This window comes from Variovorax sp. DAIF25 (genome assembly GCF_050711835.1).
GTDB lineage: Bacteria > Pseudomonadota > Gammaproteobacteria > Burkholderiales > Burkholderiaceae_C > Variovorax.
Genome location: NZ_CP136636.1, coordinates 7,203,734 through 7,222,179 on the forward strand (window position 1 = coordinate 7,203,734; position 18,446 = coordinate 7,222,179).

At 70.7% G+C, this 18,446-nt stretch carries 11 protein-coding genes; 4 read left to right on the forward strand and 7 right to left on the reverse strand.

The window, feature by feature from the left end; translation table 11 throughout:
* Positions 1–20: 20 nt before the first annotated feature.
* The 3 genes from R0232_RS33380 to mltA form a co-directional block, all read right to left on the reverse strand.
* Positions 21–2,012, reverse strand: a complete 1,992-nt coding sequence (locus R0232_RS33380) for a PhoX family protein (RefSeq protein ID WP_431510783.1) — start codon at positions 2,010–2,012, stop codon at positions 21–23.
* Positions 2,013–2,235: 223 nt separating this feature from the next.
* A complete protein-coding gene (locus tag R0232_RS33385) occupies positions 2,236–4,500 on the reverse strand; it encodes a PhoX family protein (protein WP_431510784.1) in 2,265 nt (754 codons plus the stop codon).
* A gap of 224 nt (positions 4,501–4,724) precedes the next feature.
* Entirely contained in the window at positions 4,725–5,876 is a 1,152-nt protein-coding gene (gene mltA / locus R0232_RS33390) for a murein transglycosylase A (protein WP_208510294.1), read from the reverse strand.
* Between mltA and R0232_RS33395 the strand changes: the two genes are divergently transcribed.
* The 3 genes from R0232_RS33395 (at position 5,875) to R0232_RS33405 (ending at position 7,577) form a co-directional block, all read left to right on the forward strand.
* Complete coding sequence (locus tag R0232_RS33395; RefSeq protein WP_431510785.1) at positions 5,875–6,036, forward strand: hypothetical protein; 162 nt, start codon at positions 5,875–5,877, stop codon at positions 6,034–6,036. The genes mltA and R0232_RS33395 overlap by 2 nt on opposite strands.
* 196 nt (positions 6,037–6,232) lie before the next feature.
* Positions 6,233–6,895 carry an OmpA family protein gene (locus R0232_RS33400; protein WP_431510786.1) on the forward strand — a complete coding sequence of 221 codons (663 nt, stop codon included), beginning with the start codon at positions 6,233–6,235 and terminating at the stop codon, positions 6,893–6,895.
* A gap of 109 nt (positions 6,896–7,004) precedes the next feature.
* Positions 7,005–7,577: an OmpA family protein gene (locus R0232_RS33405; RefSeq protein ID WP_093351397.1), complete on the forward strand. Its 573-nt coding sequence runs from the start codon at positions 7,005–7,007 to the stop codon at positions 7,575–7,577.
* 61 nt (positions 7,578–7,638) lie between these two features.
* Here R0232_RS33405 and R0232_RS33410 read toward each other — a convergent pair whose 3' ends face one another.
* The 4 genes from R0232_RS33410 to R0232_RS33425 are packed head-to-tail and all read right to left on the reverse strand — an operon-like array spanning position 7,639 to position 15,593.
* Positions 7,639–8,265 carry a response regulator transcription factor gene (locus R0232_RS33410; RefSeq protein WP_093351399.1) on the reverse strand — a complete coding sequence of 209 codons (627 nt, stop codon included), beginning with the start codon at positions 8,263–8,265 and terminating at the stop codon, positions 7,639–7,641.
* 43 nt (positions 8,266–8,308) lie between these two features.
* On the reverse strand, positions 8,309–10,402 hold the full coding sequence (locus tag R0232_RS33415; RefSeq protein ID WP_398498049.1) for a nitrogen regulation protein NR(II): 2,094 nt from the start codon (positions 10,400–10,402) through the stop codon (positions 8,309–8,311).
* 11 nt (positions 10,403–10,413) lie between these two features.
* Positions 10,414–11,229, reverse strand: a complete 816-nt coding sequence (locus tag R0232_RS33420; RefSeq protein ID WP_093351404.1) for a carbon-nitrogen hydrolase family protein — start codon at positions 11,227–11,229, stop codon at positions 10,414–10,416.
* Positions 11,226–15,593 (reverse strand): YhdP family protein, encoded by a 4,368-nt coding sequence (locus R0232_RS33425; RefSeq protein ID WP_431510787.1) that lies wholly within the window; start codon positions 15,591–15,593, stop codon positions 11,226–11,228. The genes R0232_RS33420 and R0232_RS33425 overlap by 4 nt, the downstream gene beginning before the upstream one ends.
* A 25-nt stretch (positions 15,594–15,618) precedes the next feature.
* Here R0232_RS33425 and glnE point away from each other — a divergent pair, with 25 nt between their 5' ends.
* The gene (gene glnE / locus R0232_RS33430) at positions 15,619–18,435 is read left to right on the forward strand and encodes a bifunctional [glutamate--ammonia ligase]-adenylyl-L-tyrosine phosphorylase/[glutamate--ammonia-ligase] adenylyltransferase (RefSeq protein ID WP_431510788.1); all 2,817 of its coding nucleotides are present in this window, start codon (positions 15,619–15,621) and stop codon (positions 18,433–18,435) included.
* Positions 18,436–18,446: the final 11 nt, after the last annotated feature.

An 18,446-nucleotide genomic window follows, 5' to 3' on the forward strand; every position in this document is an offset into this window, starting at 1 on the left:
CACCCGGCTTCGGACCTTGCTTACTTCGAAAGCTTCAGCTGGATCGGGTCGGCCGTGAGGTAGCCGACGGCCGCAGCGTAGCGTTCCTTGTAGTTCGCGCGCACGTACGGATCGAGCGTGGCCTGGACCTTCGAGTGGATGCCGCCCCAGTCGCCCGGGTGCTGGAAGTTGCTCATGATGTAGGTCCAGCCGTTGATCTCGTCCACGGCATGCAGGCCGGTCGACTCGCCACCCGCGGGGATCGACATGATGCGCGACAGCTTCTTGGTGTCGACGTTGTACGCCCACAGGAAGTTGTTGACGTGGCTGCTGCTGTCCTCGCCGATGAACAGCGTGCGCATCTTCTCGGAGAACTTCAGGTTGTCGGGGTTGCCGATGATGTCCGGGTTCGAGGTGTTGCCCAGCGTGTCGGACGCGATGTCCTCGCCCACGATCAGCGCGCGGGTCTGGGTCGGCACCCATTCGCTGGCGATCGCGGCGCCGTCGCCGTCCTTCTGGCCGCCCGCGAGGTTGTGGGCCATCACGCCCCCCGCGCTGAGCTTCTTCGGCAGCGCGATGTTGGTGGCGGCGGTCCAGCCCTTGCCGCCGCTGACCATCGAGTCCTGGATGTTCTGCAGTGCCGAGTAGGCGACCTTGTCCTTGATGTTGACGGTCGTGCCTTCCATCTTGGTGAAGGCCATGCTCGCGCCCTTGAGGTTGGCGTAGCGGTGGGTCTCGAGGAAGGCGGCAGCCTTCTCCATGCCCGGCTTCAGGCGGACCCAGTTGGCGGCACCGTCGCAGAACATCTTGGTGTAGCTCGCGTCGGACGGGTCGGTGTAGACCACGTCCATGATGTCGCTGGCCTTGAGCGTGTTGGCCAGGGCTTCGATCTCGGCGCTGGTGGCGTGGCCGAGCTTGATCCACGACATCTTCGTGGCGGCGGCGGCCGGGTCGATCGAGTAACCCGCGTCGTACTTGGCGACGTAGAGCGTGCCGGCCGAGAGGTCCTTCTCCTTGTCGGCCACGAACATGAAGAAGCCGCCATTGGTGTAGTCGTCGCCCATGATGGCGGTGCGCATGTCGGGCATGACCTGGATCAGCTCGTGCGAGATGCGACCCAGGCAGTAGTGCTTCTTCACGCTGCCGGTGCCGTCGGCATTGACGGTGATCTCGGGCAGGTGGCCGTAGTGGTAGGGGTTGGCCGTGGTCTCGTCGCCGAACACGTTCTTGCTGTAGGCCTTGAACTGCCCGTTGGTCGAGGCGGTGACGGCATCGGGTTCGTACTCTTCGCTCGAGAGGTGCGTGCCCCAGGGCGAGAGGCTCGCGCCGCAGGTGATCCACAGGCCGTGCGCGCTCGACATGTCGACGTTGTGGTACTTCACCAGGCTGAGCTTGCCGGTGGTCTGGTCCTGGTCGAGCGTGAGCACCGCGATCGGCGAGGGCAGCGTGCCGTAGGTGCTGTTGCCGGCGAGGTCGCGCGTGGTGTATTCGAACTGGACCACGGCGAACACCGGCTTGCCCTTGACGCCGTCGACCTTGGCATTGGGCACGGTCAGCAGCGAGGTGCCGTCGGGGCTGTCGGAGTAGAACTGGCGCGTGTTGACCGGCACCGACTTGTCGAGGATCGGCTGGTTCTTGATGTCGTAGTAGCCGCCGGCCAGGACCTTGCCGCCCTTGCCGTCCGGCACGAGGTCGCCGGTCAGGAAGAAGGGCTGGTAGGCGAGGCGGTACTCGGTCGAGCTGCCGTTGTCGAACGAGATCTTCAGCGTGGAACCGACCGTGGTGGTAGCCATGGCCGCGGGATCGGCCAGCGTGGGTGCGGCCATGCCGGTGAATTCGGCGGACTTGAACTGCGCGGCCGGGGCCGGCGCGGGTGCCGGGGGAACGATGGGCAGGAAGCCGTTGCCGCCTCCGCCGCCACCGCAGGCGGTCAGGAAGGCAACGCCGCCGAGCGGCAGCATCGGTGCTGCGCTCAGCAGCTTGAGGGCGTGGCGGCGCGAGGCGCCGGACTGCGCCTTGGTGGAATCGGACATGGATTTCTCCCGAGTTGTCGTGGGGTGTCGTGGGCGACCGTGCAGCCTCTGTTTCTCTCCGCTGCCGGTCAGCCGTGAACCTTAGTTAACTACTGTGACGACGACGTGCATCGCACATGACAAGGCCGTGACACAGCGCACGCGGATGTGACGACATCCGCGTGTCACTCCCACTCGGGAGCCCCATTCGCGGACCGGCAAGGCCGGTCCGCGGTACGGGGTTTCAGAGGCCGATCAGGCCGCCGTCGTCCTTCGTGATCACCAGCGTGGCCGAGCGCGGGCGGGCATTGCCGCCCTGTGGCCAGTGGCTGCCGAACTGGGTCGGATCGGAGATGCCCGTGCGGGCCGTGGTTTCGCCCGGATGCTGGATGTTCACGAACAGCGCGCGGCCATCACCCGACTCGGCGATGCCGGTCAGCTCGCAGTCTTTCGGGCCCACCAGGAAGCGGCGCAAACCGTCGGTGCCGGGGGCCTTGCCCACGAAGGTGTTCTGCGTTTGGGTGGTCGTGCCGTCGGTGTTGGTGATCACCTTCGCACCGCCGTCGCCGAGCTTGCCCGGCAGCGCGGCCAGCAGCATGCAGTTGGTGACGTCGGTGTAGGCACCGTCGTCGGTCTGCAGCCACAGCAGGCCCGGGGCGGCGTGGCTGAACCACATGCCGTCGGGGCTCGAGAAGTCGTTGTCGGCCGAGAGCTGCGACACGTTGACATCGGCCGCGGCAGTGGAGCGCGCGCCGAACAGGTAGACGTCCCACTTGAAGCTCAGCGCGGCCGGGTCGGCGTTGTCGTCCGCGAAACGCACGATGTGGCCGTTCGGATTGCCCGTCTGGTTCGTCTTGCCGTCCTTGATGTCGTTGTAGAAGCGCGGATTCGCGCCATTGGTCTGGCCGATGGGTCGCGAGCTGGCATTGGTGTTGGTCAGCGTCACATAGACGTCGCCGTTCTTCGGGTTCACGGCGGTCCACTCGGGCCGGTCCATCTTGGTCGCGCCGGCGGAATCGGCGGCCAGGCGGGCATTGATCACCACGTCGGCCGCATCGGCGAAGGCGTAGTTGGTGTTGCTCGAGGTGATGCCGTTGACGCCGAGCTTGAGCTCGAGCCACTTGCCGGTGCCGTCGGCATCGAAGCGCGCCACGTAGAGGCGGCCGTCGTCCATGTACTTGTCGCCGGCGGCCATGCCGCCACCGATGTCGGCCGCGTCCCAGTTCTTGGTCGAGACGAACTTGTAGATGTACTCGTTGCGCGAGTCGTCGCCCATGTACCAGACCAGCGGCTTGCCAACGACGACCGGGCCGAGGCAGGCACCTTCGTGGCCAAAGCGGCCGAGCGCGGTGCGCTTCTTCGGCGTGCTCGAGGGATTGAACGGATCGATCTCGACCACCCAGCCATAGGTGTTGTGGCCGTTGCGGTAGTCGGCGGTGGCGCTGGCGCCGAGCACCTCGGTGTTCCAGCGGCCGTACTGGTTGTCGGCGGTGTCGGGCGTGACGGTGGCCCAGAGTTCGCGGCCGGTGCCGGAGACGCCGTAGCGAGCGAAGGACGCTTTTTCCTTCGTACTGCGGTTGGGGTTGTCGGTGGCCACGATGCGGCGGAAGTAGCCAGCCCAGTTCTCCTCGCAGGTCAGGTACGTGCCCCACGGCGTGGTGCCGTTGGCGCAGTTGTTGAGCGTGCCGCGGGTCTTGCTGCCGTCGGTCGAGAACTTGGTCTTCAGGTAGTCGGTCTTGGCGGCCGGGCCCGAGAAAGCCATCTCGGTCAGCGTATGGATGCGGCGGTTGAAGCTCGAGTCCTGCTTGTAGCTCCAGGTGTTGCCGGTCTTGTTGACCTCGATCACGCTCACGCCGTGCAGATAGAACTCGCGCAGCACCTCGCCGGGCACGTTGCGTTGGCCGTCGATCAGCGACGCGCTCGTTGCGCTGCTGTAGACCGGGTTGAGCGCCGTCGGGCCCGTGGGATGCAGGAACAGCGGCGTGATCGCTTCATGGTTCATCACCAGCAGGCCGCGCGTCGCATTGGCCGCGTCCCACTTGTTCGAGCCGTTCATGCCGAAGAAGGTCATGCCGTCGTGGTGGTCGCCGGCGCGGCGGTCGTAGGTGGCCGGATCGTCGGTGCCGTCGTTCTTGTACGCGGCCACGCCGGCGGCGATCGGGTCGCCCAGGCGGTAGAGCACGCTGGCGGTGTAGCCGGCGGGCACGGTGACCACGTCGGCCAGGCTCTTGGCCACGGGGTTGAAGTTGAGCTTCAGCGGTGCCGGGGGCGCGGGCGGCGGGGGTGCTGGCGCGGGCGGGGGCGGGACGATGGGCAGGAACCCACCGCTGCTGCCACCACCGCCGCAGGCCTGCAGCAGCGCGGTGCCGGCGGTGCCGACGCCCAGGCCGAACAGATGGCGGCGGCTCAGGCGCGAAGCGATCAGGTCGTTGAACGACGGGTTCTTGCTGGGATTGGTGCCGACGTCGTCGAGATCGTACGAAGGGTCGTCGCGGGTAGGTGCGGTCATGCGCGCTGTCTTTCTCGTGGGTTGGAAAAGTAACCAGCCCGCGAAGTTAGGTAGAACGAATGACAGTTCCGTGAATTGGTCAGCTTCCGTTCAGGTTCATTCGACCTGTGTTTTTGTGGTTGTCACGATGCCGCCATGCGACGGCTCCCGGCATCCAGATGCGGACGAAAAAAAGGGGGCTTCGAGCCCCCGATGAATGGACGAGCATCGAGCCCCGCGCGGAGTCAAGGCGGCGGCAGCTGCTTCGGCCACAGCGCCCACAGGCGCAGCGACTGGTTCATGCTCGCCGCGAAGCGCCCGGCATCGGCGCCGGTGCCCGCGAAGTAGTCGGCGCGCACCGCGCCGACGATGGCGCTGCCGGTGTCCTGCGCCACCACCAGCTTCTGCAGCTGCGCGGACGGGCCGGCCGAGGCCAGCCACACCGGCGTGCCGTAGGGAATGCTCTCGCGGTCGACCGCGATCGAGCGGCCCGCGGTCAGCGGCACGCCCTGGGCGCCGCGCGGGCCGAAGGCGGCGTCGACCTCGTTCAGGTCCTCCTCGCGGAAGAACACGTAGCGCGGGTTGCTCCACAGCAGCTGCGACACGCGCTGCGGGTTCTGCGCCACCCAGGCCTTGGTGTCGTCGGGCCAGCGGCTGACCCGGCTCACGCCCTGCGACATCAGCCACTGCTGCACGCTGCGGTAGGGCTGCTCGTTGGTGCCGGCGAAGGCCATGCGCACGGTGCGCTGCGAGCCGTCGGCCTCGGTCAGGCGCAGCCGGCCCGAGCCCTGGATGTGCAGCATCAGCGCGTCGATGGGGTCGGCCATCCAGGCGATCTCGCGGCCGCGCAGCGCGGCCTGGGCCTCGGGCAGGGTCTCGATCTCCTGGCGCGTGTACCAGGGACGGCGCGGCACGAAGCCCGCGGGCACCTGGTAGAGCGGCACGTTGAACTGCGCGGTCGGCACGCGCGAGGCCTCGTACACCGGCTCGTAGTAGCTGGTGAGCTTGCCCTCGCTCGAACCGGCGAGCGACTCGACGCGGTAGGGCTGCAGCCGCTGGGTCATCCACTGGCGCTGCTCGTCGAGGGTCGCGATCGCGAGCTGGCGCACCTCGCGGCACAGCGGCGCGAAGGCGGCGTTGGGCCGCGAGCAGTTCGCCACCAGCGCGATCCAGGCCTCGTGCAGCGGGTCCTCGCCGAAGCCCGGCAGCTCGGCCCAGCCCACGGGCACCCAGCGGCTCTTGGGATGGGCCATCGATCCGGTGAGGGGGCCGAGGTCGCGCGGCGGCTGCACGACGGGGGGGCGGGCGGGGGTGTCGGGCACGCGCGGCCCGACGGAGCAGCCGGCCAGCGTTGCTACGATCGCGAGCCCAACCAGCCACTGGAGTCCATTTCTCATGGGTTTGATTTTGCTTGAAGCCCTCGCGGCCGGACTCCTGTTCATCGGCATCGTCTGGTGGACCATGTTCTCGGGCCGCAAGAAGGGCGAGCTGCACGAGGAGGACGAGCCCAAGACGGGGGACGCGAAGGACGAACAAGACCCGCCGCCGCGAACGTGAATTCGTCGTGCAGTCCCGGGTCGACGCGCGCTGTCGGAGAACACCGCATCGGCTATTACTTTGGTAGCAACCCATCGAGCAATCACGGGCCCTATCACGGCTTCCGGTGTTTCGGCGCGGCCTCGGAAGCCGTACCATCGCAGCCGCCGCAAGGCTAAGCTGTGCCCGCTTTGAATCAACCTCGAAAGGGATCGCCATGAAGAAACTCGTACTCGCCACCACCTCGCTCGCCATCGTTCTCGCGGGCTGCGCAGGCGGCGGCATGTCCGACACGCAGCGCAACACCGCCATCGGCGCGGGCGCTGGCGCCCTGGGCGGCGCCGTCATCGGCTCGGCCACCGGCGGCAACCGCGGGGCGATCGGCACCGGTGCCGTGGTCGGCGCGGCGGCCGGCGCGCTCGGCGGCTACCTGTGGTCGCAGCGCATGGAAGCGCAGAAGCGCCAGATGGAAGCCGCCACGCAGGGCACCGGCGTGGCCGTCACGCAAACCCCCAACAACGAGCTCAAGCTCGCGATCCCGAGCGACGTCTCCTTCGACGTGGGCCGCTCGAACATCAAGCCCAACTTCGCGCCGGTGCTCGACCAGTTCGCCAACGGCCTGCGCAACAACCCGGCCGCCGAGGTGCGCATCATCGGCCACACCGACAGCACCGGCTCCGACGCGATCAACAACCCGCTGTCGGTCGACCGTGCCGCGAGCACGCGCGATTACCTGGTGGCGCGCGGCGTGAACGCGGCCATCTTCCGCATCGAAGGCCGCGGCTCGCACGAGCCGGTCGCCGACAACAACAGCGACGCGGGCCGGGCGCAGAACCGCCGCGTCGAGATCTACGTCGGCGAGCGCGGACCGCGCGGCTGATCCCCGGTCGGCCGCCAAGGCGGCCGATCACCCGCAGGGAAGGCAGGCGTGCCGGACCACCGGCACCCACATCCACGTCTTGTCCAATGGTTCACCCGAGGGAATATTCATGAGGAAGCTCGTTGTTTCGAGCGCGGCCGCGGCCGTGCTGTTGTTCGTCGCCGGTTGCGCTTCGCAGTCGTCCACGCCACCGGCCGACGGGGCCGCGCCCGCCGCCAAGACCGAGGCCCCCGCCGGCAACAGCTGGACCGCGCGGCTGGCCACGTTGAAGACCGACCTGGAAACCGCCACCAAGGGCACCGGCGTGGTGATCGAGCAGACGGCCGACAACCAGCTGCACCTCGTGATCCCGAACGAGCTGTCGTTCGACACCGGCCGCGCCAACGTGAAGCGCAACCTGGCACAGGTGCTCGACAAGGTCGCCGACGGCCTGAAGAGCGCCACCGCCGCCAGCGTGCGCGTGATCGGCCACACCGACAACACCGGCAGCGAGGAAGGCAACGAGCGCCTCTCGGTGAGCCGCGCCGACAGCGTGCGCAACCACCTGGTGGGCCGCGGCGTGTCGACCACCGCCATCACCACCGACGGCCGCGGCTCGCGCGAGCCGGTGGCCGACAACGGCACGGTGGCAGGCCGCGCGCAGAACCGCCGCGTCGAACTGTTCGTGGCCGAGAAGGCCTGAGCACCGGCCCGGTCGTCGAATCGCCAGCCCTCCCCACGTGGAGGGCTTTTTTACGCGCGGCTCAGAGCCCGCGCAGCTTGTTGGCGAGCTCGACCGCCGACTTCACTTCCATCTTGTCGAACACGCGCGCGCGATGGACCTCCACCGTGCGCACGCTGATCGCGAGCTGGTCGGCGATCAGCTTGTTCGGCAGCCCCTCGATCACCAGCCGCATCACGTCGCGCTCGCGCTCGGTGAGCTCGGCGATGCGGTCGGACAGCCCGCGGCGCGCGCGCCGCGCCTCGAGCGCGTCCTGCGAGAGCAGCAGCGCCTGCTCGATGCGGTCGACCAGCGCGTTGTCGGAGAAGGGCTTCTCGCAGAAGTCGAAGGCGCCGCGCTTGACCGCATCGACCGCGGTCGGCACGTCGGCATGGCCGGTCAGGAAGATCACGGGCAGGGCCGTGAGCAGGCCGCGCTCGACCAGCCGGTCGAACAGCACCAGCCCGCTGGTGCCGGGCATGCGCACGTCGAGCAGCAGGCACAGCGGCTGCTCGGGCAGCGGGCCTTCGGCCAGGCGCTGCTCGAAGGCCTCGGCGCTGCCGTAGTGCTCGCTCGCGAGCCGGCGCGAACGCAGCAGCCAGGCCAGCGCCTCGCGCACACTGGCGTCGTCGTCGACGATGAAGATCAGGCCATCGATCAGCGGTTGCATATCGGTCGGGAAGGAAATCGAAAGGGTGGCGGGGGCGACGGCCTCAGGCCGCGGCCGGGAGGGTAAACCGGAACACGGTGCCGCGCGGCCGATTGGGCTCGAACATCAGCGCGCCGCCATGCTGCTCGACCACGGTGCGGCACAGGCTCAGGCCCAGCCCCATGCCGTCGGCGCGGGTGGTGAAGAAAGGCGTGAACAGGCGCGCGGCGACCTCCTCGCCGATGCCGCTGCCGAGGTCGGCCACCGAGAACTCGAGCCAGCGCCGCGCGTCGTCGACGCCGCTGCCGCCGACCGCCACCGCGCGCGCCACGCGCAGCCGCAGCACGCGGTTGCCGATGTTGTCGGCCGTGTCCATGGCCTGCATCGCATTGCGCGCGAGGTTCAGCAGCACCTGCTCGACCAGCGTGCGGTCGCACATCGCGGCCGGCAGCCGGTCCTCGAGCACCACCTCGATGATCACGCCGAGCTTGCGCGCCTGCAGCCGCACCAGCGGCAGCACGGCATCGATCAACGCCTGCGGCGCGACCGCCTCGCGCGTGCGGTCGCGCCGCCGCACGAAGTCGTGCACGCTGCGGATCACCTGCCCCGCGCGGTCGGCCTGCTCGGCGATGCGGCGCACCGCCATCGCCACCTCGCCCTGCTCGCCGCGCGCGTCGGGGCCGAGCATGTTGAGCGAGCCGGTGGCGTAGCTGGCGATCGCGGCCAGCGGCTGCGTGAGCTCGTGGCTCAGCAGCGAAGCCATCTCGCCCACGGTGGCCAGCCGCGCGCTGGCCTGCAGCCGCTCCTGGCTGGCACGCGACAGCTCCTCGATGCGGCGCTGCTCGCTGACGTCGATGAAGGCGCTCATCCAGCCGGTCTGCACGCGCTGCGCGTTGAGCAGCGGCGCCTCGAAGATCAGCACCGGGAAGCGGGTGCCGTCCTTGCGCATGAAGACCGACTCGAAACCTTCGCGCGGCGGCATGCCGCCGGCCAGCCGGCGCGCCTGGCGCTGCTGGTACTCGTGCGCGAGCTCGGTCGGCCAGTAGGGCGCGTCGTTGGCCTCGCGCGCCATCAGCTCCTCGGCGCTGAAGCCCACCATCTCGCAGAAGGCCGGGTTGACGTAGGTGATGCGGCCCTGCAGGTCGCGCGCGCGCAGGCCGGTGATGACCGAGTCCTCCATCGCCTTGCGGAAGGCCAGCGAATCGGCGAGGTCGCGCTCGGCGCGCAGGCGCCGCCGCGTGTCGCGCGCCAGCAGCACCAGCACCGACACCAGCGCGATCGAGATCGCCGTGACCAGCGCGGTCAGCACGTTCGGGAACAGGTCGGGCGCGGAGCGCCAGCCGTCCACGCGCAGCATCAGCGCGGCGCCGGGCAGGTCGATCAGCTGCTGCGAGGTGAACACGCGCGTGCCGACGCGGCGCGCGGTGCCGATGGCCACGAGGCGCGTGCCGTCGGTCTCGGTGAAGGCCACCTCCTGGCCGCGCGTGAGCGTGGGGCCGACCAGTTCGGCCAGCGTGTCGCGCAGCGAGTAGCTGGCCACCAGGAAGCCGCCGCCGGTGTCCATCGGCACGCACAGCTCCATCACCTCCATGCCGCCACCGCCGCCCAGCGGCACGTAGTGGCTCGGCGAATAGGCCGGCGTGCCGAGCTTGCGCGCGGCGGCGCAGGCCAGCGAGACATCGGACTGCTCGGCCGTGCGGCTCGCGGGATCGAGCACATGCAGCCGGTAGGGCGTGTCGACCGCGTCGAGCGTGCGCAGCCGCGCGTCGCGCCACTCGAGCCGCAGCCATTCGCGGTGCTCGCGCAGCAGCGCGGCCGCCGCCTCGGGCCAGTGCGAGCGGTCGGGGCCGGGCGCCTGCGTGGCGCGCAGGCTCTGGGCATTGCGCTGCAAGCCGCTGCGCAGGTCGGTCACGGCGTCGGCGGTGTCGCGGTCGAGCGCGGCCTGCACCTGCTCGACCTCGTGCTTGCCCGCGAGCCAGACCACGGTGACCAGCAGCGCCAGCACCAGGATCGCGAGCAGCAGCCAGAGGAACCAGCGCTGCCACAGCGAGCGCAGCCGCGCGAAGCCGACGACGAGGCGGCGGTAGGGCGGCACCGGCAGCGGTGGCGGCGCATAGGCCGGCTCCGGCGGCGCGAGATCGGACGCATCCACCGCCATCGCGCCCGGCCCTAAAGGATGCGGTGCGACAGCGCGGGCAGCTGCGTGCGCGCGCGCTCGACCTGCGCGGTGTCGATGTCGAACAGCACCACGCCCTCCTCGCTGGCCTGCTGCGCCACCACCGTGCCCCAGGGATCGACGATCAGCGACTGGCCCCAGGTGCGGCGGCCGTTCTCGTGCGTGCCGCCCTGCGCGGGCGCGACCACCCAGGCCAGGTTCTCGATGGCGCGCGCGCGCAGCAGCACCTCCCAGTGCGCGGCGCCCGTGGTGTGGGTGAAGGCGCTGGGCACCAGCAGCAGGTCGGCGCCCTGGCGCGAGAGCGCGCGGTAGAGCTCGGGAAAGCGCAGGTCGTAGCACACGCTCAGGCCGATGCGCCAGGCATGGCCGTCGCGCGAGGGCAGCTCGAACAGCACCGGCTCGGCGCCCGGCGCGATCACGCGGCGCTCGTCGAAGCGCTCGCGGCCGTTGTCGAAGAAGAACAGGTGGATCTTGTCGTAGCGCGCCACGCACTTGCCCTCGGGCGAGAAGGCCAGCGAGCTGTTGAAGACGTGGTCGGCATCGGTGCTCTCGATCGGCAGCGTGCCGCCGACGATCCACAGGCCGAACTCGCGCGCCGCGTCGGCCAGGAAGCCCTGCACCGTGCCCGCGCCGGCGGTCTCGCGCAGGCCCAGCTTGTCGGTGTCGCGCGCGCCCATCATGCAGAAGTACTCGGGCAGCACCGCGAGCTCGGCGCCCTCGGCGGCGGCGCGCGCCAGCAGGTCGTGCGCGCGCGCCAGGTTGGCTTCGCGGGCGATGGCCGACACCATCTGGATGGCTGCGACTTTCATTGCGTGGTCTCCGGTCTCCTGCCTTCGCCCGCGGCCGGCAGCCCCGGGATGCCCGGCAGGCTGGGAAGCGCCGGCAGGTGCGGCAGGTTGTTCGAAATGTTGGGCAGCAGCGGACGCGCCACCTTCGCTATTTTGGGGTCGGCCCAGGTGCCCTCGATCTGGAACTCCTGCGTGGCCGCGCTCGACAGCGGCTTGCTCAGCACCCACTGCGCGAGGAAGGTGCCCAGGCCGATGGCCGGATTGATCGCGGTCGCGACCAGCGCGGCGGTGCCGGCGTTGATCTCGGGCACCACCACCACGCGCAGGTTCTGCGTCTCGTGGACGATGTCGGCCGAGCCGTCCATCAGCGCGGCGGCGTTCACGCCCTTCATCTGCAGGTTGTTGGTGCTCGCGGTGCCGTTCGCGATCTTCGCGTCGCCGCGGATGAAGTCGAAGGCGAAGCCCTGGCTGAACACGTCGCGGAAGTCGAGCGTGAGCCGGCGCGGCAGCGCCTGCAGGCTCAGCACGCCGAGCAGCTTGGCCAGGCCCGGGTCGGCCTTGAGGAACTGGCCCGATTCGACGTTCACGCCGAGCTGGCCGCCCAGGCTCGGGTAGTCGATGGAGAACGGCGAGCCGCGCCAGTCGACGTTGCCCTCGAGCCGACCGTTGCCGCGCCGCAGCACGCCAGGCATGCCGAAGCGCCCGAGCAGGCTGCCGGCATCGTTGATGTCGAGCCGGAAGGTCATGGCGGTGCGGCGCTGCTCGGCGCGGCCGCCGCCGCCCGAACCCGGGACCGCGGCCCAGGTGCCCTTGGCAGCGAAGCTGGCCTCGGGCATGGTGAAGCTCAGCCGGTTGAGCAGCCATTCGCGGCCCACGCCGCCGCGGTTGACCGCATCGATCTCGGCCCGGCCCAGGCGCTTGCCGAGCAGCTCGAAGTCGTCGACCACGATGTCGAGCGCGGGCAGGGTGCTGGGCTGCTCGTCGAGCAGGGCCTCGACCTGGGTCGCCTCGGTCGGCGCGATCTTCAGCCGCGCCAGCCGCGCATAGAGCCGGCCGGCCTGGGTGTGGCGGTACTCGGCATAGCCGCTGAGCTCGGTGGCGTCGATGTTGGCGCGCCACAGCGCGCCGTCGCGCGTGCCGCCGAGCACCACCTCGTGCAGGGTGCGGCCCGCCACGCTGAGCTGCTGCGCGCGCACCGCGATGCGCGTGGGCAGGTAGGGCGAGGCCTCGTCGCCGGCCGCGGCCTGCATGTCGGCCGGGCCGGTGCCGGCGGCTTCGCCGAAGGCCGCCTGCCAGGCCGCCATGTCGAGCCGCGCGAGGTTGATGTTGGCGAGCACGCCGCGCTCGGGCACGCTCGCGGTCTCGTTGGCCGCGAGGCCGACCGCGATGGCGCCGCGCAGCACGCGCGGCTCGCTGCCCGAGATGTCGCGCACGTACTGCACCGAGCCGACGCGGCCGATCTCCAGGCCGATCTGGTCCTGCGTGGCGACGCTGGCCGCGCCCGCGCTGCCCGCCGTGCCGGCGCGCGCCTCGCGCTGCACGATCTTCTTCTCGATGCGCAGCGGCATCTGCTCCTCGGCGCTCTTCGCGAGCGGCGCCGGCAGCTGCAGCGCCAGGCCCTGCAGGCTGCTGGCGACCGAGAACTCGGAGGCGCCCTCGCGCATCGAGAAGCTCGCGGTGTAGGGCGCGCTGCCGGTGGCCTTCTTCGCCAGCCGCGCGAGCCAGTCGACCTCGCGCGCGGCGCGCATGCCGTCGGCGCTGACGTTGCCCTGCGCGCGGATCGCGAGCTCATGGCTCGCGGCCGGGCCGGTGTAGCGGCCGCGGCCGTCGATGCGCACGTCGCCGCCGAGCAGCCGGGCCTGCACGCCGGCCAGCGCGAAGCCGGTCTCGGTGAAGTTCAGCGTGCCCTTGGTCTGGGTCAGCAGCGGCGCCTCGGGCACCGGCTGCACCTCGTTGTTGTCGCCGAAGGCCACGCTGGCCTGCACCTTCGCCTTGTCCATGGCCTCGAGCGGCAGCTCGAGGTGCAGCTTGTAGTCGGCCACGCCGTTGGCGCGCACGCCGCGCAGGAACTCGCCGGCATCGCCGGCCAGCGGCGCGCCCACGCGCAGCAGCTCGCCCAGCGGCCCGCGCGCCTGCGCGTCGACCTTGAGCAGCGCGGCGTGGTGCGACATGTCGGCGATCTGGGCCTCGGCCTTCGACACCTCGATGGCGGTGGCACCCGCGAGCCGGCCGCGCGCGTTGCGCACCTGCATGCCGGCGCGCTCGAAGATCAGCTCGCCCGACAGGCCGGTGATCGCGGGCCACTGGGCCACGCTGGGCGCGGCGGGCGGGGCGACGGTCGGCGGGGTGGGCGCGGCGGCGACGCGGGCGGCAGCGGTGCCGCGCGCCGTGGCCTGCACGGCGGCGGGCGCCGGCGTGGCGGCCGCGGGCACATGCGGCGGCGCATAGGCGTAGTACACGTCCTGCACCTTGGCCGCGATGCGGAACTCGCCGAGCCGCGGGTCCATGAAGGGCATGTCGTGCAGGTCGCCGCGCACGCGGAAGTCGACGCTGCTCGCGACGCCCTTGGTGACCGCGTCGCGCACGTAGTCGCGCGTGTGCTGCGGGATGTCGAGCGGCAGGTAGCGAAAGACCCGCGTGCCGTCGGCCCGGGTCAGCTTGCCGCGCAGGTCGAGCACGCCGGGAAAGCGCGCCTTGCTGCTCGAGGTGGCCGGGTCGCTGGTGCGCCAACTGGCCTCGGCATCGCCCTCGGCATCGACGTTGGCGAAGCGCAGCTTCGACACCTGCAGCTGCGTGTTGCCGTTGTCGATCTTCCATTGCAGCTGGGCCGAGAGCCGGTCGACCGGGATCGCGGGCTCCTCGAACACGCCGGGGAATTCGAGCCCGCCCTGCGCGATCGCGAGCGTGGCGCTGCCGCCCGCGTGGGTGGCGTCGAATTCGAGCGTGGCGCCGCTGAGGCCGGGGGAGCCCGGATGCACGCGCGGGGGGACGGCCGCGGTGGCCGTGGTGCTCGCCGAAGGTGCGGAAGGCGTCGGGGCGGGCGACTTGGCGGCGGGCGTGGCGGGCGCGGCAGCAGGGGTCTCGGCCGGCGCCGCGCCGGCCTGCGAGGCGATGCGCAGCCCGCTGACACGCCCCTTGGCCTGGTAGCGGTCGGGCGCGCCCAGCGAGCCCTGCCAGTTCAGATCGATGCGCTCGACCAGCCCGCGCGGGCCGTAGGCATCGAGCACGCGGTGGGTGGCGTCTCCGAGCGGCAGCCGGTCGGCGATGAGCGCCAGCGCCGCGAGGTCGAGGCGGTCGGCGCGCAGCGCGCCGTGCTCGGGCGTGCGGCCCTTGGCGGGCGTGTGCTGCAGCCAGAGGTTGCCGCCGGGCCAGCGCAGGCCGTCGGCGGTGTCGAACTGCAGCGCAGTGGTCGAGAACTCCATCGTGTCGACCGTGAGCCGGCCCGCGAGCCGGCCCGTGACCGCGCGCAGCACCAGCGGCTGCAGCCCCTTGCCGAGCGAGGCATCGACCCGGTCGAGGCCGAGGTCGGCGGCGGCGCCGACGATCTGGCCATCGTCCACGTCGGCCCACAGCCGCAGCGCGCCGTTTCCCTCGCGGATGCGCGCATCGATCGATACGTAGCGCCCGAGCCGGGTCACGTCGATGTAGGGCAGGTCGGCGTAGATCTGACCGTCCCAGGTCTGCCAGCGGCCGGTGCGCACCGACAGCAGCGGCTGGCGGAACTGGCCGCGCAGCGTGAAGCGCTCGCCCCAGCCGGCCGGTGGCGTGGCGTCGAGCCGCAGGCCATGGCGGCGGCCGCCGTTGCGCGCCACGAAGCGCACGTCGGTCAGCATCAGCGGCTCGGCCTGGCGCTGCTCGTCGGTCCAGCGCACCGTGCCGCCTTCGATCACCAGTTCGCGCTGCGCGAAAAACCAGTCGGCGGCGCGGGTTTCTCCGGTCGTATCGGTCGACATGTGCAGGCCCGCGACATGGAGTTTTCCCTGAGCGTCGCGGCGCACGTCGAGCGCCGGGCCCTCGATGTAGAGCTGCTCGAAATTGAAGCGCCACAGCGAGCGCGGCGAGACGCTGGCCACCACGCGCACGAGGCGCAGCGCCTCGCGCTGCTGCGCGTCCTGCAGCACCACGTCGCGCAACTCGAAGGCGGGGAACAGGCTGCCCGAGCGGGCCGTGATCGAACCGATGCGCACCGGCACCCCGATCGCCTTGCTGGCCTGCGCCTCCAGCGCACCACGGTAATCGCCGATTCGCGGCACAATCCACGCGTGCAGGACCACGACTGCCAGGGCCAGGAGAAGCCACGCAGCCACGAGAAGACCCAGGAGCCAGCGCGCCGTCACAGCGGTGATCTTGAGCAGACGTGAAGGGGAAGACACCGTGTCGTTCATTGAGGATCGCGCTGTGCCGGGAATTATGACCGCCACCATCGGGACGGGTTCCGCCGCAACCAGCACCAGTTTGAATCAGTTGTCAGCTACAGCATCGACGAACCCCGACGCGGACAAGCCCGCCTTGTCCTCCTATTCGCGCTTCGTGCAGCGCTTGCGCCGCCGCTATGCGGGCGAACTCGCGCTGCTGCCCGAGGGCGAGCCGCGCCGCGCATCGATGACGCAGGCCTACGAGGCACTGCGCGCGCGCGGCGACGGCGTGGGCGACGCCCTGCGCATCGTGCGGCAGCTGGTGATGGAACGCCTTGTCACACTCGATTGCGACCGCCAGGCGCCGCTGGCCGTGGTGACCACCGCGGTCACCGAGCTCGCCGAGTTCGCGCTCGACACCGCCTGCCGCGAGGCCTGCGCCGAGCTCGACGCGGCGCATGGCGCGCCGCTGGGCGCCGACGGCCAGCGCTCGCAGCTGTGGATCGTGGGCATGGGCAAGCTCGGCGCGCGCGAGCTCAACGTGTCGAGCGACATCGACCTCATCTACCTCTACGACCAGGACGGCGACACCGCTGGCGACCCGCAGGGCCGCGGCAAGCTCGCGAACCAGGAGTACTTCGCACGCGCCGTGAAGCGCATCTACGCGCTGGTGGGCGACACCACCGAGCACGGCTTCGTGTTCCGCGTCGACCTGGCGCTGCGGCCCAACGGCAACTCGGGGCCGCCCGTGGTCTCGCTCGATGCGCTGGAGGAGTATTTCCAGGTGCAGGGCCGCGAATGGGAGCGCTTCGCCTGGATGAAGAGCCGCGTGGTCGCGCCCACCGAGGTGGTCGCGCAGGGCCAGGCCCAGGGCCTGCGCGGCGCGGTGCTGCCTTTCGTGTTCCGCCGCTACCTCGACTACAGCGTGTTCGATTCGCTGCGCGTGCTGCACCGCCAGATCCGCGAGCAGTCGGCGCGCCGCAGCGCGGGCCGACCCGAACGCGCGAATGACGTGAAGCTGTCGCGCGGCGGCATCCGCGAGATCGAATTCACCGTGCAACTGCTGCAGGTGGTACGCGGCGGCCAGTTCCCCGAGCTGCGCACCCGGCCCACGCTCGATGCGCTGCAGCGGCTCGCGCGCGCCGGCCTGATGCCGCAGGAAACCGCCGACGCGCTGGCCGCGGCCTACGAGTTCCTGCGCCAGGTCGAGCACCGCATCCAGTACCTGGACGACCAGCAGACCCATGCGCTGCCCGTGGCCGACGAGGACCTGCGCTGGATCGCGCAGACGCTCGGCTATGCCGACTGCTGCCCGTTCCTGGCCCAGCTCGACACCCACCGCGAATTCGTCGCGCAGGAGTTCGACAAGCTGCTGGGCGGCGACAAGCCCTGCAACGGCAAGTGCAACGGCGCGCGCAAGGCCGCCGCGCCGGCCGAGCTGTCGGACCTGCTCGACGAGCTGCCGCCGGCCTTCGCCGAGCGCATCAAGGACTGGTGCGAGACGCCGCGCATGATGGCGCTGCGCGATGAAACGCGCGCGCGGCTGCGCCAGCTGGTGCAGCGCACCGGCCAGTGGCTGCGCGAGCCCGACGGCGACAGCCAGGGCCAGACCAACCACCCTGTCGAGGCCGCGCTGCGCTGGGCCGACTGGATCGAGCCGCTGCTGCGCCGCGAGAGCTATTTGGCGCTGCTGGTCGAACGGCCCGCGGTGCAGGAACGCCTGCTGCGGCTGCTGGGCTCGGCGCGCTGGCCGGCACGCTACCTGATGCAGCACCCGGGCGTGATCGACGAACTGGCCAGCGACGAGATGCTGTCGGGCCGCTTCGTGGCCGCCGAGTTCGAGCGCGAGCTCGAGGCGCGCCATGCCTCGCTGAGCCGCACCGGCGAGGCCGACGAGGAGCGCCTGCTGAACCTGCTGCGCCACGCGCACCATGCCGAGGTGTTCCGCACCCTGGCGCGCGACGTGGACGGCCGCATCACCGTCGAGCAGGTGGCCGACGACCTCAGCGCGCTGGCCGACACCACGCTGCGCGTGACCGCCCGCTGGTGCTGGCCGCACGTGCGCAACCGGCACCGCGAGGTGGCGCAGTTCGCGATCATCGGCTACGGCAAGCTGGGCGGCAAAGAACTGGGCTACGGCAGCGACCTCGACATCGTGTTCGTCTACGACGACGACGACGAGCGCGCCGGCGAGGTCTATGCGGCCTACGTGCGCAAGCTCATCAACTGGCTCACGGTGAAGACGCGCGAGGGCGACCTGTTCGAGATCGACACCGCGCTGCGGCCCAACGGCAATTCGGGCCTGTTGACCACCAGCTTCCAGGCCTACGAGAAGTACCAGCTCGGCCGCGGCAGCAACACCGCCTGGACCTGGGAACACCAGGCCATGACGCGCGCGCGCTTCGTGCTCGGCAGCGAGGACCACGGCGCCGAGCTCGGCGCGCGCTTCGACCAGGTGCGCGAGGCCGTGCTGGTGGCGCCGCGCAACCGCGAGGCGCTGAAGGCCGAGATCATCGCGATGCGCGACAAGCTGCGCGGCGCGCGGCCCGTGAAGGCCGACCGCTTCGACGTCAAGCACAGCCCCGGCGGCATGGTCGATGCCGAGTTCGCGGTGCAGTTCCTGGTGCTGTCGGCCTCGAGCGAGCATCCCGAACTGATCCCCAACCTCGGCAACATCGCGCTGTTGATCCGCGCGGAGGACGCCGGCCTGCTGCCCGCGGGCGTGGGCCGCAACGCGGCCGCCGCCTACCGCGAGCTGCGGCGCGTGCAGCATCGCGCACGCCTCAACGAGGAGCCGACGCAGGTGACGCCACCCGCGCTGGCCGCGCAGCGCGAAGCGATGCTGGCGCTGTGGAGGGCCGTGTTTGGTTGAGGCGCGCGGCG

Bases quoted from the DNA above. Each gene is read 5' to 3' on its own strand.
- R0232_RS33380 (WP_431510783.1), bottom strand. From the start codon at position 2,012: ATGTCCGATTCCACCAAGGCGCAGTCCGGCGCCTCGCGCCGCCACGCC.
- R0232_RS33385 (WP_431510784.1), bottom strand. From the start codon at position 4,500: ATGACCGCACCTACCCGCGACGACCCTTCGTACGATCTCGACGACGTC.
- R0232_RS33395 (WP_431510785.1), top strand. From the start codon at position 5,875: ATGGGTTTGATTTTGCTTGAAGCCCTCGCGGCCGGACTCCTGTTCATC.
- mltA (WP_208510294.1), bottom strand. From the start codon at position 5,876: ATGAGAAATGGACTCCAGTGGCTGGTTGGGCTCGCGATCGTAGCAACG.
- R0232_RS33400 (WP_431510786.1), top strand. From the start codon at position 6,233: ATGAAGAAACTCGTACTCGCCACCACCTCGCTCGCCATCGTTCTCGCG.
- R0232_RS33405 (WP_093351397.1), top strand. From the start codon at position 7,005: ATGAGGAAGCTCGTTGTTTCGAGCGCGGCCGCGGCCGTGCTGTTGTTC.
- R0232_RS33410 (WP_093351399.1), bottom strand. From the start codon at position 8,265: ATGCAACCGCTGATCGATGGCCTGATCTTCATCGTCGACGACGACGCC.
- R0232_RS33415 (WP_398498049.1), bottom strand. From the start codon at position 10,402: ATGGCGGTGGATGCGTCCGATCTCGCGCCGCCGGAGCCGGCCTATGCG.
- R0232_RS33420 (WP_093351404.1), bottom strand. From the start codon at position 11,229: ATGAAAGTCGCAGCCATCCAGATGGTGTCGGCCATCGCCCGCGAAGCC.
- R0232_RS33425 (WP_431510787.1), bottom strand. From the start codon at position 15,593: ATGAACGACACGGTGTCTTCCCCTTCACGTCTGCTCAAGATCACCGCT.
- glnE (WP_431510788.1), top strand. From the start codon at position 15,619: ATGACCGCCACCATCGGGACGGGTTCCGCCGCAACCAGCACCAGTTTG.